The following is a 15314-nucleotide window of genomic DNA, read 5'->3' as shown; positions in this document are numbered from 1 at the left end:
GATTACTTCTTGCCACCGAAGTCGCGCTTCTCGCGGATGCGAGCAGCCTTACCGTGACGATCGCGCATGTAGTACAGCTTGGCACGACGCACGTCACCGCGGGAGACAACCTCGATCTTTTCGATGATCGGGGAGTGTACCGGGAAGGTACGCTCAACGCCAACGCCGAAGGAGACCTTGCGAACGGTGAAGGTCTCGCCAATGCCGCGGCCCTGACGGCCGAGCACGTAACCCTGGAAGACCTGAACGCGGGAGTTCTTACCTTCGATGATGTTGACGTGCACCTTCAGGGTGTCGCCCGGACCGAAAGCAGGAACGTCGGAACGCAGCGAAGCTGCATCGACAGAGTCAAGAATATGCATGAGAGCATCTCCTTGGGATCAATGCCGCAGGTCACCTAACCCATGTTGCTTAGGCTCGTACCCCACTAAGTGGCGTCGGCCTCGTTGGAAGTTCTCGCCGCATGGCATTGGCACACGGCGCGGTGGTTTCTTGTATTCGCGCTCCCCCTGCGGCAGGAGACGAACAAAACACACCAAGAGTCAATTTTGCCACATCCGGTGCCGCTACGGCGAGTCTGGGCCGCGGCTTCAATTGTGGCGTTGGCCTCTTACTCCGCCGGGGCGGTGTTCGCGGGATCCGTTTCGTCTCCCCAGTCCAACTGGGATTTGGGGATGACCTTGCCATCTTGAACGGCAAAACCGGCATGCCAGAGCTGGTCGCGATCCTTACGGTTCAAGGTGCTGGTATCCAGTTGCTGAATGAGGTCCGGCCGGCGGGCGGCGGTGCGCTGAATCTGCAAATCTCGACGGTACCGCGCAACCTTACCGTGGTTGCCCCCAAGCAGTACCTCGGGAACCTTCAGCCCACGCCATTCGGCGGGCTTGGTGTATACCGGGTACTCCAGCAGCACATCCGAGTGCGATTCTTCGAGCAGTGAGTCCGGGTTGCCGATCACCCCGGGAATGAGCCGGGCGATGGCCTCAACCATGACCATCACGGCCACTTCCCCACCGTTGAGTACATAATCGCCGATGGACACCGGCAGGACGCGGAAGTTTTCGTGAGCGTGTTCGATTACGCGCTCGTCAATGCCCTCGTAGCGTCCGCAGGCGAAGGCCAGATGCTCTTCTTCGGCCAGCGCATAGGCCAGATCCTGATTAAATACCGCACCGGCCGGCGAGGGGACGAGCAACAATGGCTTCTCTTCGCCCTGACGGTTCTCCAGAATACGGTCGAGGGCTTCGCCCCATGGTTCGGGCTTCATCACCATGCCGGCGCCCCCACCATAGGGGGTGTCGTCGACCGTGCGGTGCTTGTCGTAGGTGAATTCGCGTAGGTCCTGGACGTTGACCGACAGCAGGCCGTCCTCTTGGGCGCGGCCAATCAACGACAGCTCAAGCGGCTTGAGGTACTCCGGGAAGATCGTCACGACGTCGATGCGCATTATTTAGGCCTCCTCGTCGTCGTTCAGTTCCAACAGCCCGGCCGGAGGCGTAATGCTCAACGCACCGGCCTCGGTGTCGATGTCGGGCACGAATTCGTCGACAAAGGGAAGGTAGACTTCCTGTCCGTCGCTACGCTCGAACACCAGCAGGTCCTGTGCCGGGTTGGTGCGCAGCCCGGTCACGATGCCGATCTGCGTGCCATCGAGCATGACCTTGAGGTCGAGCAGCTCATGCTCGTACCACTGGTCCGAATCGTCATCCTCTTCTTCGTCACTGTCGAATTCCAAGCGAGCCTGACGTAAGGTTTCGGCCGCATTGCGGTCGGCAATTTCCTCGAAGCCCAGGAGCAGGATCGACTTATTCCAGCGGGCCGACTTGATGGTCAGCTCGCTCACCGGCCCGTCGACCACCTGAAGCACCGTGCCGGGAGTGAAACGTTCTTCCGGAGCGTCGGTGAGGACCTGAACCGTCACTTCGCCGCGGATGCCGTGCGGCTTGCCAATTCTTGCTACCTGCAGTCGCATAGTGTGCGAATCATTCTCCTTGAATTCCCTGCCACGGATCACGTGGGGACCGATAGACCGGTAGGTTATTTTAAGCGAACAAAGAGCCTCCGCCGAAATCGGCGAAGGCTCCCTGTCGAAGATGAGATCATCTTGCGCATGACCTCTGACGTGTTCGGCTAGCGGCGACGATCCGTGTCGATAACATCAACACGAATCGGCTCCTTGGCCAGCGCAGCCATCACGGTACGTAGTGCTCGGGCGGTGCGTCCCTGGCGGCCGATTACTCGACCGAGATCCTCGGAATTCACACGAACCTCGAGCAGGTCGCCGCGGCGGGTGGACTTCAGGGCTACCTGAACGTCCTCCGGCTCCTCGACTACCCCGCGTACCAGATGGTCCAACGCGTCAACGAGCATGATTACTCAGCCTCGGTAGCTTCAGCCTCGGCAGGAGCCTCGGTCTCGGCAACCTTCTCAGCCTTCGGGGTGATGGCCTCCGGAAGGATGACCGAGCCCTTGTTCGGAGCAACGAACTCAGCCTTAGGCTCGGCAACCTTCAGGGTGCCTTCCTGGCCTTCGATGCCCTTGAACTTCTGCCAGTCACCGGTGATCTTCAGCAAGGCGGCAACCTGCTCGGTCGGCTGAGCACCAACGGAGAGCCAGTACTGAGCGCGATCCGAATCGATCTCGATCAGCGAAGGGTTCTCGGTCGGGTGGTACTTGCCGATCTCCTCGATGGCACGGCCATCGCGCTTGGCGCGCGAGTCCATGATCACGACGCGGTAGAACGGTGCGCGCATCTTACCGAAGCGCTTCAGACGAATTTTAACGGCCACTTTAGTGGTCACTCCTGTTTCTCAACAAAGGTCGAGCCATAGGTTCTGCTCCTGTGGGGCAGGCCATACTACTGTGACTCTAGAATGGACAGGATCCACCGCAGAGAGAGGGGCCGCGGCAAATCGAGTACCCTGCAATTATGCCAGAGAGTGCCAAAGTTGACCAACCGGGGCGCTTGTTAGCTACGCCTCGTTGCGCTTGGCCCGCACCCTAGACATTATCCTCCCGGTGCCGAACCATAAAGAACATGAGCGAAGCTACCTTCTCCCGGACAAAAATCGCCATCCTAGCCGGAGCGCGCACCGCCACCGGCCGCTACGGCGGGCAATACGCTTCGCTTAGTACCACGGACCTAGGCATAGCCGCCGCGCGCGGCGCACTGCAGCGTAGCGCTCTGGCGCCAGAGGACGTCGACGAGGTAATCCTCGGTTGCATCGGCCAAGTGGGCCCCGAATCCTATAACGCTCGCGCAGTCGCACTGGGAGCGGGCCTGCCGCAAACCACCCGAGCCATGAACGTCAATAGGCTCTGCGGTAGCGGACTGCAAGCAGTGTTCTCCGCGGCGCAATCCCTGGCCCTGGGGATCAACGATGTCGTGCTCGCCGGCGGCAACGAGTCCATGACCTCCATGCCCTATCTTGACTATGCCGGCCACGGCGGACCGAAACTGTCACACCGCAAACTGCTCAACGGCACCCTGGCGATGCTGACCGATCCGTTCAGCAATCGGCACATGGGTACGACGGCGGAGAATGTGGCCGAAAAATTCGGCATCGACCGCAGCGCCCAAGATGACTTCGCGCTCCGTTCGCAACGGCGGGCCGCCAGCGAGCGGGCACGGCAGGTCTTCGCCGAAGAAATCATTGATCAGAGCCTGCTGGGCCATTCCGAGCCCGAACGCGATGAGCATCCACGCCCCGACACCACCGGCGCATCGCTCGCGGCCTTAGCTCCGGCCTTCGCCGCCGAAGGTACGGTCACGGCGGGTAATTCCTCGGGCGTCAACGACGGAGCGGCGGTCATGGCCCTAGCGCGCCTCTCCGATGCTCGGGCGCAGAATTTGCCCGTGCTCGCCACGCTGGAACACGTCGAGGTCACCGGCTACGACCCGGCGCTCATGGGCTATGCCCCGGTCACAGCCATCAGGGGCTTACTCGAGCGCACCGGCGTGGACCTCGAGCGGGTGGGTGTCATCGAACTCAACGAGGCATTTGCCGCACAGGCCCTCGCGGTCATTCGAGATGCAGGTCTAGATCCCGAGCGAGTCAATCCCTATGGAGGGGCCATCGCACTCGGGCACCCGGTGGGCGCCACCGGAGCGATTCTGACCCTGCGCGCAGCCATGGAACTGGCTCGCGGCGATCATGAATACGCCATCGTGTCCCTCTGCATTGGCGGCGGGCAAGGGATTGCCGCACTGCTACGCGCGGTGCACTAAATTCATAGCGAACCCTTTCATCATCTTTTTCGAACCCCATTGAGTAGGTTAGCCTTAGCTCTGGACATCGCAGTGACCAGCGCCCCGGTACGAGGATCATCGCCCGGCGCGCCCGCACAGATACGCGACACAAGGTAAAGCACTTTCAGGGGTTGGCTAATGATCGGTAACTATCTCATCGGGCTACGCGAAGGGCTCGAAGCGGTTTTGATCGTGGTGCTACTCATCGCCTACCTGAGCAAGACCGGACGTCGTGAGCTACTTCCCCGCATCTACATGGGCGTGGCCCTGGCGGTAGCGATCTCCTTGGGCTTCGGCGCGCTGCTGACCTTCGGCCCCCGTGGCCTGACCTTCCAAGCCCAGGAACTTATCGGCGGTGGCCTGTCGATTGTGGCTGTCGGGTTAGTGACCTGGATGATCTTCTGGATGGCCAAGGCCTCCACCTCGCTGGCCAGCGACCTGCGTGATCATGTGGATTCGGCCGCCGAACGCTCCTCGGGCTGGGCCTTGGTCATGGTCGGCGCCCTCGCCGTGGGCCGCGAAGGCCTGGAAACGGCGCTGTTTATTTGGGCGGCCGCACGCACCTCCGCCGACACCTGGCAGCCGCTGCTCGGCGCCCTGCTGGGCATCGTGACCGCGGTCCTGCTCGGTGCCCTCCTCCACCGCGGAGTGCTCCGGATCAATCTGGGAGCCTTCTTCCGCTGGACCGGTGTCGCCTTGGTGATCATCGCCGGCGGCGTACTGGCCTACGGAGTGCACGACCTGCAGGAAGCCGGGGTCTTACCGGGCCTACACCACCTGGCCTTCGACGTCTCGCACACCATTGCCCCCGGCTCGCTGCTCGGGACGCTGCTCAAGGGCGTCTTCAACTTCTCACCGGCAACCACTTGGCTCGAGGCAACCACCTGGGTCCTCTACGTGGTGCCCGTTATGGCCCTGTACTTGCGCTCGATCACCGGTCGACAGCGCGCTACTTCCGCCGCGGCCACCGCGAACTAACTCTCCATCACCGACAACCCTTGAGGAACATTTACATGCGCAAAGCACTCGCACCAGCCGCCCTGTTGGCCGTAACCGCTCTGGCCGTGACCGGTTGCACGGACAATAACCCCAGCGAAGGTTCCGCGAACGGCGCCATCAACGTGGTGAGCACCGCCGATTCCTGCCAGGTCGCTACCCAGAGCGCTCCCGGCGGCACACTGACCTTCAACGTGAAAAACGACGGCAGCGAGGTCACCGAGTTCTACCTGCTGGCCGAGGACGGGCTTCGCATCGTGGGTGAAGTGGAGAACATCGGTCCCGGCCTGACCCGTGACCTGGTGGTCTCCGCCCCCGAGGGCAAGTACTTCACCGCCTGCAAGCCCGGCATGGTGGGCGACGGTATTCGCGCCGACTTCACGGTAACCGCCGCGCCCGAGGGACAACAGGTCAACGCCGATCGGGCCAAGCTTCAGCAGGAGGCCACCGACCTCTACGCCGCCTATGTGAAGGACCAGACCGAGCAGCTGGTGCGCGGCACCGAAGAATTCGCCAAGGCCTTTAGCGCCGGCGACGAGCAGCAGGCCCGGGCCCTGTATCCGGCGGTTCGCATGCACTGGGAACGCATTGAACCGGTCGCGGAGTCCTTTGGCGATCTCGATCCGATTCTCGACGCCCGCGAAGCCGATCTGGAAGAAGGCCAAGAGTTCACCGGTTGGCACCGCGCCGAAAAGGATCTGTGGGCCCCGGCCGACTACACCAAGATGACCCAGGCCGAACGCACCGCCGTGGCCGAGCAGATGGTCAAGAACACCCACGAGCTGTACACGCGCACCCAGGAACTTGAGTACACCGCCGATAAGCTGGCCAACGGCGCCAAGGAACTGCTTGACGAGGTGGCCACCGGCAAGGTGACCGGCGAGGAAGAAACCTTCTCCCACACCGACCTGTGGGATTTCCAGGCCAACCTCGAGGGCGCACGCATCGCTTTCGAGGACCTGCGTCCGCTGCTGGCCGAGTCCAATGCCGAGTTGGAGCGGACCCTGGAGAAGAATTTCGCCTCCTTGCAGCAGCAGCTCGATGCTTACCGCAAGGGTGATGGCTTCGTCTTCTACGATGAGCTGACCAAGCAGCAGGTCCAGGAACTGGCCGCCGGGGTGGATGCACTCTCCGAGCCGCTGTCGAAGCTGACCGCCGCGGTCGTCAAGTAGGCATCATGGGGCAGCAGGAACCACAACGCAGCGGAATGTCGCGGCGTAACCTTCTCACCGCCGCAGGCACCGGTGGTGCCGGTTTAGCCTTGGGCGCACTGGGCTATGCCGCGCTCGGTCGACAGCCAGCCGATGCTTCCACCACCAAGGAGGCGGTCGTCGATTGCTTCGGCGAGCATCAAGCCGGCATCACCACCGCGGCGCAGGAGCGGATGCACCTGGCCGTTTTCGATGTCACCGCCACGGACCGCGCCGAGCTAGTGGACCTACTCACGAAGTGGAGCACGGCCATTGCCTCGCTGACCCGCGGGGAACCTATCGGTGCCGGTGGCGCGCTCAATGGCGGCTATGACGCGCCACCGGAAGATACCGGCGAAGCGCTGGACCTGTCGGCCGCCAACCTGACGGTCACGGTCGGCTTTGGGCGTTCCCTGTTTGTCGATGCCGAGGGGCGGGATCGTTTTGGGCTGCGCGCGAAGCTGCCCGAGGCACTGATCGAGCTGCCCCATTTTGCCGGCGATATGCTCGAGTCGCAGCGCACCGGCGGCGATATCGTCGTCCAAGCCTGCGCCGACGATCCGCAGGTTGCGGTGCACGCCATCCGCAACCTGGCACGTATTGGTTTTGGCGCGGTACGGGTCCGCTCCTCACAGATCGGTTTCGGACGTACGGCGAAGACCACCACCTCGCAGCGCACGCCACGCAATCTCTTTGGCTTCAAGGATGGCACCGCGAATATCCTCGCCGAAGATCATCAGGCCCTGAACGAACATGTGTGGGTTGCCGACGGCGATCAGCCGTGGCTCGAGGGCGGAACCTACATGGTGACCCGGCGCATCCGGATGCATATTGAAACCTGGGACCGCTCCCCCTTGGGCGAACAGGAACAGATCGTCGGACGCACCAAGGGCACCGGGGCGCCGTTATCGGGCGGCGATGAATTCAGCGCACCCGATTTTTCACTGCAGGGATCCAACGGACCGCTGATTCCCGCCGATTCGCATGTGGCGGTGGTGCATCCGCAGCAGCATGACGGGGCGCGGATCCTGCGCCGCGGGTTTAACTACACCGATGGCTCGGACGATCTCGGGCGCCTGGATGCGGGTCTTTTCTTCATCGCCTTCCTGCGCGACGCGCGCACCCACTTTGTGCCCCTGCAACGGGCAATGAGTGCGCGCGACGCGATGACCGAATACCTGCGCACCAACGGTTCGGGCCTCTTTGCGATCCCACCGGGGTTCGGCCAAGGCGGTTACCTCGGCCAGCAGCTCTTCGAGTCCTAACTAGGCCACGGCCACCCGCAACCGGTTACGCCATGGGTCACCGAACCGCAGCTCGGCTCCGGTGTGGTGGTGTTCGATGCCGGCGTAGCTTAGCCGTTCGGCAAGCTGTCCCACCTCGTCGGCGTGGGGCAGCTGGATCAGCACCTCACCGAGCCCGAGGGTATCGTGCCGCGGCCCAGCCCCGCGCGAGTTCCACACGTTCATGGCCATGTGGTGGTGGTATCCGCCGGCCGAGACGAATAGCGCCTGGTCCCCCAGTTGCGAGGTGATATCGAAGCCCAGGGTGTCGACGTAGAAATCTTTGGCGGTGGCCACGTCTCCAACCTGCAGGTGCACGTGGCCCACTGCGGCCGCGGCCTCGACTTGGGTCTGTAGCGCGTTCTCGTTCAGGTGAGTCTGCAGGTAGTCATTGGGGTCGAGGGCGATGGTGTCCATCGCGACATGTTCCCCGCGCCAGGTCCAGGTGTCCCGCGGCCGGTCGAAGTACAGCTCGATGCCGTTGCCCTCCGGGTCGGTGAAGTAGAAGGCCTCGGAGACAAGGTGATCCGAACTTCCCACAAAGGAGTGCGGATTGTATTGTGCGGCGGTGTAGACGGTGGCCGCCAGATCGCTGCGATCCTCAAAGAGCAGTGCCGTGTGGAAGAGTCCCGCCTCGGAATGCGCCGGCAGCTGCAAACCCTTGCCGTCGTTGAGCTGCACCAGATGCGTGGTGCCGCGGCCTAGGATGGTTGATTCGGAATTTTCGCTGAGTACCTCGAGTCCCAGGGCACGCTGGTAATAGTCGGTAAGCCGCGCACGATCACCGACCTTGAGCTGGACGGTGCTCATGGCCAGATCGCCTGATAGCTTCACATCACTGCGTACGTTCATGGTTCTCTCCCCTACCCTTGTGGTGCCGATACAACGAGTCTATCGAAATTTACTTGAAGCTTCAATAAAAGATAGGTCACAGGACTCCGCCCACCCCGCGAGCAATGCCGGACACCGCTGACGCGGGCGCAATTCCACCACCACAAGCGCTTTCGCAGTATATTGACCAGTGACCGGACTCACATCCAGTTGAATTGTGCAGATATACGCGAGAGGCAGGCCATGACAGTCACCCAACGGTTCCGCACCGCCCGAGATCAGTTGCTTGAACTGCGCGAAAATTATGACCAGGCTCGCGCCGAGTTCCGCTGGCCGAGCTTTGAGACCTTTAATTTCGGAACCGATTGGTTTGACCAGGTAGCCGCCGACCCGCAGCGTGCACAGACCCCGGCGCTGATCATCACCGAATTGGATGGTTCGACCACCACCCGCACCTGGCACGAGCTGGCCGAGCGCTCGACCCAGCTGGCCCGATGGTTAGCCGATCAGGGCGTGCAACGCCGGGATGGGATCGTGGTGATGCTCGGAAATCAGGTTCAGCTCTGGGAAACCATGCTCGCCGGAATTAAGTTGGGCGCCATTCTCATACCGTGCACCGTACAACTGACCCCAGCCGATCTCACCGAACGGATCGAGCGCGGCGCCGCGCAATGGGTGGTGGTCAACGCCGCAGACGCCAGCAAGTTCGAGGCGGTTGAGGGTGATTACCGGCTGATTGTCATCGGCGAGTCCAGCGGGACCCAACTGAACTACGCCGATTCCTTCACTGCGCCGGCAGACTTTGAACTCACCGAACCAACCGGAGCCGGTGAAACCCTACTTCGCTACTTCACCTCGGGCACCACCTCACGCGCCAAACTTGTCGAACACACCCATACCTCATATCCGGTGGGCCACCTGAGCACCATGTTCTGGATTGGGCTGGAACCGGGCGACGTGCATCTGAACGTCGCGTCACCGGGTTGGGCCAAGCATGCATGGTCGAACTTTTTCACCCCCTGGATCGCCGAAGCAACGGTCTTTGTCTATAACTACGAACGCTTTGACGCTCAAGCGCTGATGGAACAGATGGACGCACACAAGGTCACGAGCTTCTGCGCCCCGCCAACGGTCTGGCGTTTGCTGATTCAAGCCGATCTGAAACACCTGAAGCATCCACCGCGCAAGCTGGTTTCCGCCGGCGAACCGCTAAACGCAGAGGTCATCGATCAGGTGCACCGCGGGTGGGGCCAGACGATCCGGGACGGATTTGGGCAGACCGAAACTACGGTGCAGATCGCCAATCCCCCGGCGCAGCGAATCACCATCGGGGCCATGGGCCGCCCCATGCCCGGCTACGAGGTGATATTGCGTGACCCGGCCACCGGGCTCGAAGGCGATGTCGGCGAAATTTGCCTCCGTACCGACCCCCGACCGCTCGGCCTCATGAAGGGGTATCTCGCGGATGACGAGAAGAATGCCGAAGCGTTCCGCGACGGGGTCTATCACACCGGTGATATCGCCGAACGCGACGAACAGGGAGTGCTGACCTATATAGGCCGCGCCGACGACGTGTTCAAATCCAGCGATTACAAGCTCAGCCCCTTCGAGCTGGAGTCCGTGCTCATCGAACACCCGGCGGTGGCCGAGGCGGCCGTGGTCCCGGCCCCGGATGACTTACGCCTCTCGGTACCCAAGGCCTACGTTGTCCCGGCCGCCGGATATACCCCGGATGAAGCCCTCGCCGAAAGCATTTTGGCGCACTGCCGTGAACACCTCGCGGCCTACAAGCGCATTCGACGCCTCGAATTCATGGATTTGCCCAAAACCATTTCCGGCAAGATTCGCCGGGTGGAACTGCGCGGCATGGAAGTTGAGCACCACCGCGAACAACGCCGCCCGGAGCGGGAGTACCGAGACAGCGACTTCCCTTCACTCACCGGTCGTGGCGGCGCGGACCGCTCCGCATAGCTAATGCCGGAGGAAATCGACTTCACGGACCTCGACCTGGTAGTGACCGGACGGGATCGAACACTCTCGTCCCGTCTCGGCCAGGCACTGGCACTGCGCCACGTGGTGGGCTTTGTCGAAGAACCGGTCTTGCACCAAGACCATACGGCCGCCACCGCGCTGCTACTCGGCGTTGATGGCCAAGAAGTAGCCGTGGCCGACGACGAGGGGCGGATCAGCTACCGCCAGCTCGCCGCGGTTGCCGACCAGTTTCTGCTCGACGAACTCAATCCGGTGACCGCGTACGTGGGTGACCAGCTGGCCCGCGGCGAGGACCTGCGTCTAGACACCCAGCTGCCCGAGCTGAATCCGTGGACGCTATTCGTGGGCCGCGAACTCAAGGCCGAGCATCTGATTCAGGCCAGCGCAGGTGCCGGACGGGTGTGCGTGGAGATCTGGCAGGAGCACGGGTGCACCTTTGCGCGCTACACCGGTCCACGGATGTTTCGTGGCTTCGCGTTCCCCGACGAGGCCGGAAAGGTCATAGAGATCGCCCCCGAAGCGGACGGCGCCGACCTGGTGTTATTCGCCGGCGGGCAGCGGTTCGATTTGACCTTGGCCGATGAGCTTCGGCCCATCACCGACTACCCACCGGGCACACCGGCCGGGGACCTGATGGGTGATTTTCGGGCGCAGTGGGCGGGGCTGACCACCGAAGCCATCGAACGGCTGACCCAGATCACCCACACGGCGCGAGCTGGGGAGCAGATAGCCCGCTACGTGGCCAGCGGGGACTGCCGCCGGGCCGCGGCGGAGCTTTTCAGCATCGCTCAGGTTCCGTTCATGGCGCTGGAAATCGCCCAGCGCGGGGTGCTACCCGGCGGCGCGCGTTGCGTGGAGTTTGCCTCGCGCGGCGAAGCCATGAGCACTTATCGGTCACTCGTGGCCGCACACACCGGCAAAAAGCCATCCTGGCTGGCCACCCGCCGCGCATTCAGAGATGTGCCCCGGCGCCCTCGCCGTGCTCCCTAAGGCCGATAGGCGGCCAGCAGGGGCAAAAGATCGGACTCGCTGAGGCGCACTTGCCCAAAGTCGCTCTCGGCAATCGACACCACCCGGTCTCCAAAGCGGGCCCAGAGCGAAACATGCTCGAGCTCTTCGCCCTTCCACTGCAGCACAGTGCGCTGTATCAAGGCCTCATCCGCGGTGGACTCGACCGGTTCGAAGGTGATCTGTTGGGTACCGGTAGGATCCGGGGCGAACTGCGGATCGGTGGCTAACCAGTGGGCCAGATCCTGAACACCGCGCCCGAGCCAGTATTCGAGCACGTAGAGATTGGTGGCCTCGTCCATAAAGAGGCAATACCCCAATTCACGTGCGCCGGAATCGCCGACCACCACACCCTCGGTGTATTCGAAACGTCCCGCAACACCGAGTCTGTCGGAAACCACGGAGGCGTCAATATCCGCACAGTCCAGATACTCGACCTGCTCCACGGGGCTAGCCGGTGTTTCCGAGGAAAAACTGGAGGAACCCGGTTCCACTGGTGGCGTATGTGGTGTGCATCCGGTCAGTACGAGCGCACACCCCAGCAGTGCCGTACCGGCCACCTTCCGCGTCCTCATGCCCGGCAGTCTAACAACACGCAATGTGACTTAGGCATTGACGCGCACCCGGCTTCGGTTCAGTACCAGATAGATCAGGTACGGCGCTCCAATGACCGCGGTGGCCACGCCTGCCGGGAGCACCACCGAGAAGGTGCGGGCGGCGATGAGATCGGCTAATAGCACGAAGATCGCTCCCACCAGCGCGCTATGAAGTACCGGTGGAATGGTCGTACGCGCCAGCATTCGGGCGGCGTGGCCACTGGCCAACGCCACGAAGGCTAGCGGTCCGGCGATGACGGTAGCGGCAATGGCGAGAATCGTCGCGACGCCAAGCACAATGAGGCGATCACGCGACAGATGCACCCCCAGCCCACGGGCGGTATCGGAATCCAGCGCCAGCACCTCGCGTTGGTTGCGCATCAGACCGCCCAACATGGCCATGCCAAGTATGACCATCGGCATGCCACCCAAATCTTCCCAGGAGGCGCCGTTGACGGTGCCGGCCATCCAGGTCAGGGCTTGCTGGGCGTTGGTCACCTCGCCTAGGGTGAGCATCCATGAGGTCAAGGCCGCACAGAGCCCGCTGATTCCCATGCCCACGAGCACCAGTCGGCTGGACTCGAGCGAGGTATGCCAGACCAATGCGAACACCGCACCGGCCGCGAGCAGGCCGCCGAGGGTCGCTGCGATCGGAAGTCCGTAGACGCTCAGCCCGGCCGGCAGGCCCGAGACTTGGCTGGTGAAGGCCATCAGCGCAACCGCCCCGGCCGCCGCGCCATTGGTAATGCCCAGTATGTCCGGGCTAGCCAACGGGTTGCGCGCCACGGTCTGCGTCAGCGCACCGGCCACACCCAAACCGATTCCCGCGCAAACCGCCGCGACACTGCGCGGCAGACGAAATTCCCAGATGGTCAGTGCCGTGCGCTGATCCGGGGCCTGGCCTAGCAAGGTGGTGAACACGTCGCCCGGGGCGATCGGGGTTCCGCCGACGCTGATATGCACGACCAGCGACACGAGGGCCACCGCGGCGAGGGTCAGCGCGGTGATGAAGCTGTGCCGACGTTTCATACGGACACCAACTTGCGCCGCCGGGCCACGTACACAAAGAACGGCGCGCCAATAATGGCCACCACCACGCCCACCGGCAACTCGCCGGGCCGAGCCAACACCCGGCCGAGGATGTCGCTGGAGACCAGCAACAGCGCCCCTGCAGCGGCCGCCGCCGGTACGAGCCAGCGATAGTCGGCCCCGAAGAGTCGGCGGACCACATGTGGGACCAGAAGGCCTAAAAAGGCGATGGGACCGGCTAAAGTCACCGCGAAGCCAGAGAGCACCACGACGGCGCCCAACCCAATGACCCGGGCCCGGCCCGCGGTAATCCCCAGACTGCGGGCGGTGGCTTCGCCGAGGGTGAGAGCGTTTAGCTGCCGTGCATTGGCTACGGCGAGCACAATGCCGAGCACCAGCAGCGGCCAGAGCGCTAGGAAGGCGTGATAGCCGTGCACCACGGAGCCGACCTGCCAAAAACGCAGGGTTTCCAGCGCCGCTTCGCTCAATAGCACCAGGGTGGAGACGATCCCGGCGCAGAGCGCCGTGACGGCGGCGCCCACCAAGATCAACGTCACCGGTGAGCCCCGGCTACCGTCGACCTGTCCTAGGCCAAAGACGATCACCGCGGCCACGAGGGCACCGAATAGGGCCAGCAGGGCCTGTGGCCAGGGCTGCATCGGGCCGCTGGTCGTCGCCACCGCGACGATGGCTAGGGCCGCGCCCTGGTTGATGCCCAGGAGACCGGGTTCGGCGATCGGGTTGCGGGTATGCCCCTGGATGAGGGTTCCGGCAACGCCGAGGGCGGCCCCGGCGGCGAGGGCCGTGACGGTGCGTGGCCAGCGGATCTCCCGGATGGAAATGTCCGCGACCGTATCCTGGGGCGTGAATAGCGCGTGGAACATTTCCGCGGTACTGGAGGTGGTGCTGCCGACCCAGAGGCTGAGCACAACGGCGCCGAGCACTCCGATCAGCAGCGCGGCCAGCCGGGTCGGGCGTGAAAGACGGAGGGTGATGATGATCGATCCTTCATGAATGACAAGCTGATTCACGCCAGAAGGTGATTCATGCTACTGTTCGTGACGCGTAATGAGTTTACCCTAACCTAATTTCATCACGTAATTCTTTTTGAACCGTCATCACGAAAGGCACTCGCATGCCAACTAACCTTCGACGCGGCCTGACCGCGGCACTGGCTGCCGCGGCCCTGGCACTGACCTCCTGCGGCGGCTCGACGAGCCCGGAAAGCAGCGAAGCCCCGGCGACCGGCGAGGCCGAGGGCTTCCCGCGCACCGTCAAGCACTTCCGCGGCAGCACCGAAATTGCCGAGCGCCCGGTCCGCATTGCAGCGCTGGACCCCTCCTACGTGGATGCCACCCTGCTTCTGGATGCCGAACTTGTGGCCTACACCGAATACCGCAAGTCCAGTAATCCATTCCCCGAGTACCTAGGTGATGTCAGCGCACTGACCGCCGATGCCGTCAACGTGGGCACCATCGCCGAACCGGACCTCGAAAAGTTGCTGGCCGCCGAACCAGATCTGATCATCTCCGCCGATGTGCGCCAGGGCGAGATGTACGAGCAGTTGCAGAAGATTGCCCCCACCGTTTTCTCCGAGTCCACCGGACCGACCTGGAAGGAAAACGTGGTGCTGCTTGGCGAGGCCATCGGCAAGCAGGAAGAGGCCAAGAAGGCCGTCGCCGACTATGAGGCACGCGCCGCAGCCGTGGGTAAGGAAATCCTCGCGAAGGATCCGGAGGCCACCTACTCGCTGATTCGCTTTGCCGGTGAGGACACCGCACGCCTGTACGCCACCGATTCGTTCATCGGTGAAATCATGACCGATATGGGCATTCCGCGCCCCAAGGACGCCCCGGATACCACCGAGTCGATCTTCGTACCGCTGTCCCCCGAAGAGATCCTGAAGGCCGACGCCAAGGTGATTTTCCAGTCCACCTGGGCGCCTGAAGGTGCCGAAGGTGACGCCTCCCGGGACCAGGAGAAGAAGTTCACCTCGAACCCGCTATGGAAGAAGCTCACCGGCGAGGTTGTCACCGTGGATGACTCGATCTTCCTCTCCTCGGTATCCCTCCAGGGTGCTGGCGAAGTGATCACTCAGGTCGCCGAGCACTTCGGGGTCGACCCGCAGCTGCCGTAAGGT

General features: G+C 63.0%; 16 protein-coding genes. 7 read left to right on the top strand and 9 right to left on the bottom strand.

Annotated elements, in window-relative coordinates; translation table 11 throughout:
• Positions 1-2 precede the first annotated feature (2 nt).
• The 5 genes from rplS to rpsP form a co-directional block, all read right to left on the bottom strand.
• On the bottom strand, positions 3-362 hold the full coding sequence (gene rplS / locus ACJD00_RS07670) for a 50S ribosomal protein L19 (protein WP_309407357.1): 360 nt from the start codon (positions 360-362) through the stop codon (positions 3-5).
• 248 nt (positions 363-610) lie between these two features.
• Positions 611-1447 (bottom strand): tRNA (guanosine(37)-N1)-methyltransferase TrmD, encoded by an 837-nt coding sequence (gene trmD, locus ACJD00_RS07665; protein WP_418909193.1) that lies wholly within the window; start codon positions 1445-1447, stop codon positions 611-613.
• Positions 1448-1450: 3 nt separating this feature from the next.
• Positions 1451-1972 carry a ribosome maturation factor RimM gene (gene rimM, locus ACJD00_RS07660; RefSeq protein ID WP_418909192.1) on the bottom strand — a complete coding sequence of 174 codons (522 nt, stop codon included), beginning with the start codon at positions 1970-1972 and terminating at the stop codon, positions 1451-1453.
• A gap of 158 nt (positions 1973-2130) precedes the next feature.
• A complete protein-coding gene (locus ACJD00_RS07655; RefSeq protein WP_309407362.1) occupies positions 2131-2370 on the bottom strand; it encodes an RNA-binding protein in 240 nt (79 codons plus the stop codon).
• Positions 2371-2372: 2 nt separating this feature from the next.
• Positions 2373-2789: a 30S ribosomal protein S16 gene (gene rpsP, locus ACJD00_RS07650; RefSeq protein WP_309407364.1), complete on the bottom strand. Its 417-nt coding sequence runs from the start codon at positions 2787-2789 to the stop codon at positions 2373-2375.
• Between the two features lie 248 nt (positions 2790-3037).
• Between rpsP and ACJD00_RS07645 the strand changes: the two genes are divergently transcribed.
• The 4 genes from ACJD00_RS07645 (at position 3038) to efeB (ending at position 7700) form a co-directional block, all read left to right on the top strand.
• Positions 3038-4228 carry a thiolase family protein gene (locus ACJD00_RS07645; protein ID WP_418909191.1) on the top strand — a complete coding sequence of 397 codons (1191 nt, stop codon included), beginning with the start codon at positions 3038-3040 and terminating at the stop codon, positions 4226-4228.
• A 159-nt stretch (positions 4229-4387) separates the two neighbouring features.
• A complete protein-coding gene (gene efeU, locus ACJD00_RS07640; RefSeq protein ID WP_418909190.1) occupies positions 4388-5227 on the top strand; it encodes an iron uptake transporter permease EfeU in 840 nt (279 codons plus the stop codon).
• 35 nt (positions 5228-5262) lie between these two features.
• Complete coding sequence (gene efeO, locus ACJD00_RS07635) at positions 5263-6417, top strand: iron uptake system protein EfeO (protein ID WP_418909189.1); 1155 nt, start codon at positions 5263-5265, stop codon at positions 6415-6417.
• 5 nt (positions 6418-6422) lie between these two features.
• Entirely contained in the window at positions 6423-7700 is a 1278-nt protein-coding gene (gene efeB / locus ACJD00_RS07630) for an iron uptake transporter deferrochelatase/peroxidase subunit (protein WP_418909188.1), read from the top strand.
• Here the strand turns inward: efeB and ACJD00_RS07625 are convergent, their stop codons facing one another.
• Complete coding sequence (locus ACJD00_RS07625; protein ID WP_418909187.1) at positions 7701-8570, bottom strand: VOC family protein; 870 nt, start codon at positions 8568-8570, stop codon at positions 7701-7703. It lies immediately after the preceding gene.
• A gap of 222 nt (positions 8571-8792) precedes the next feature.
• Between ACJD00_RS07625 and ACJD00_RS07620 the strand changes: the two genes are divergently transcribed.
• The gene (locus tag ACJD00_RS07620) at positions 8793-10520 is read left to right on the top strand and encodes an AMP-binding protein (protein WP_418909186.1); all 1728 of its coding nucleotides are present in this window, start codon (positions 8793-8795) and stop codon (positions 10518-10520) included.
• A 3-nt stretch (positions 10521-10523) separates the two neighbouring features.
• On the top strand, positions 10524-11531 hold the full coding sequence (locus ACJD00_RS07615; protein WP_418909185.1) for a hypothetical protein: 1008 nt from the start codon (positions 10524-10526) through the stop codon (positions 11529-11531).
• Here the strand turns inward: ACJD00_RS07615 and ACJD00_RS07610 are convergent.
• From ACJD00_RS07610 to ACJD00_RS07600, 3 genes are read right to left on the bottom strand one after another with little or no spacing between them, the layout of a single operon-like run.
• Complete coding sequence (locus ACJD00_RS07610; RefSeq protein WP_418909184.1) at positions 11528-12124, bottom strand: hypothetical protein; 597 nt, start codon at positions 12122-12124, stop codon at positions 11528-11530. The two genes, ACJD00_RS07615 and ACJD00_RS07610, sit on opposite strands and share 4 nt — an antisense overlap.
• A 30-nt stretch (positions 12125-12154) precedes the next feature.
• The gene (locus tag ACJD00_RS07605) at positions 12155-13174 is read right to left on the bottom strand and encodes a FecCD family ABC transporter permease (RefSeq protein WP_418909183.1); all 1020 of its coding nucleotides are present in this window, start codon (positions 13172-13174) and stop codon (positions 12155-12157) included.
• Positions 13171-14205 (bottom strand): FecCD family ABC transporter permease, encoded by a 1035-nt coding sequence (locus ACJD00_RS07600; RefSeq protein ID WP_418909182.1) that lies wholly within the window; start codon positions 14203-14205, stop codon positions 13171-13173. Before ACJD00_RS07600 ends, ACJD00_RS07605 begins: the two co-directional genes overlap by 4 nt.
• Positions 14206-14309: 104 nt before the next feature.
• Between ACJD00_RS07600 and ACJD00_RS07595 the strand changes: the two genes are divergently transcribed.
• Positions 14310-15311, top strand: coding sequence for an ABC transporter substrate-binding protein (locus tag ACJD00_RS07595; RefSeq protein ID WP_418909181.1), 1002 nt, complete (start codon positions 14310-14312; stop codon positions 15309-15311).
• Positions 15312-15314: the final 3 nt, after the last annotated feature.

The organism is Glutamicibacter endophyticus, from assembly GCF_048457885.1.
Lineage (GTDB): Bacteria > Actinomycetota > Actinomycetes > Actinomycetales > Micrococcaceae > Glutamicibacter > Glutamicibacter endophyticus.
Note: the sequence above shows the minus strand (reverse complement) of the source record. Positions and strands in the feature narration are given on the sequence as shown.

Bases quoted from the DNA above. Each gene is read 5' to 3' on its own strand.
- rplS (WP_309407357.1), bottom strand. From the start codon at position 362: ATGCATATTCTTGACTCTGTCGATGCAGCTTCGCTGCGTTCCGACGTT.
- trmD (WP_418909193.1), bottom strand. From the start codon at position 1,447: ATGCGCATCGACGTCGTGACGATCTTCCCGGAGTACCTCAAGCCGCTT.
- rimM (WP_418909192.1), bottom strand. From the start codon at position 1,972: ATGCGACTGCAGGTAGCAAGAATTGGCAAGCCGCACGGCATCCGCGGC.
- ACJD00_RS07655 (WP_309407362.1), bottom strand. From the start codon at position 2,370: ATGCTCGTTGACGCGTTGGACCATCTGGTACGCGGGGTAGTCGAGGAG.
- ACJD00_RS07645 (WP_418909191.1), top strand. From the start codon at position 3,038: ATGAGCGAAGCTACCTTCTCCCGGACAAAAATCGCCATCCTAGCCGGA.
- efeU (WP_418909190.1), top strand. From the start codon at position 4,388: ATGATCGGTAACTATCTCATCGGGCTACGCGAAGGGCTCGAAGCGGTT.
- efeO (WP_418909189.1), top strand. From the start codon at position 5,263: ATGCGCAAAGCACTCGCACCAGCCGCCCTGTTGGCCGTAACCGCTCTG.
- efeB (WP_418909188.1), top strand. From the start codon at position 6,423: ATGGGGCAGCAGGAACCACAACGCAGCGGAATGTCGCGGCGTAACCTT.
- ACJD00_RS07625 (WP_418909187.1), bottom strand. From the start codon at position 8,570: ATGAACGTACGCAGTGATGTGAAGCTATCAGGCGATCTGGCCATGAGC.
- ACJD00_RS07620 (WP_418909186.1), top strand. From the start codon at position 8,793: ATGACAGTCACCCAACGGTTCCGCACCGCCCGAGATCAGTTGCTTGAA.
- ACJD00_RS07615 (WP_418909185.1), top strand. From the start codon at position 10,524: ATGCCGGAGGAAATCGACTTCACGGACCTCGACCTGGTAGTGACCGGA.
- ACJD00_RS07610 (WP_418909184.1), bottom strand. From the start codon at position 12,124: ATGAGGACGCGGAAGGTGGCCGGTACGGCACTGCTGGGGTGTGCGCTC.
- ACJD00_RS07605 (WP_418909183.1), bottom strand. From the start codon at position 13,174: ATGAAACGTCGGCACAGCTTCATCACCGCGCTGACCCTCGCCGCGGTG.
- ACJD00_RS07595 (WP_418909181.1), top strand. From the start codon at position 14,310: ATGCCAACTAACCTTCGACGCGGCCTGACCGCGGCACTGGCTGCCGCG.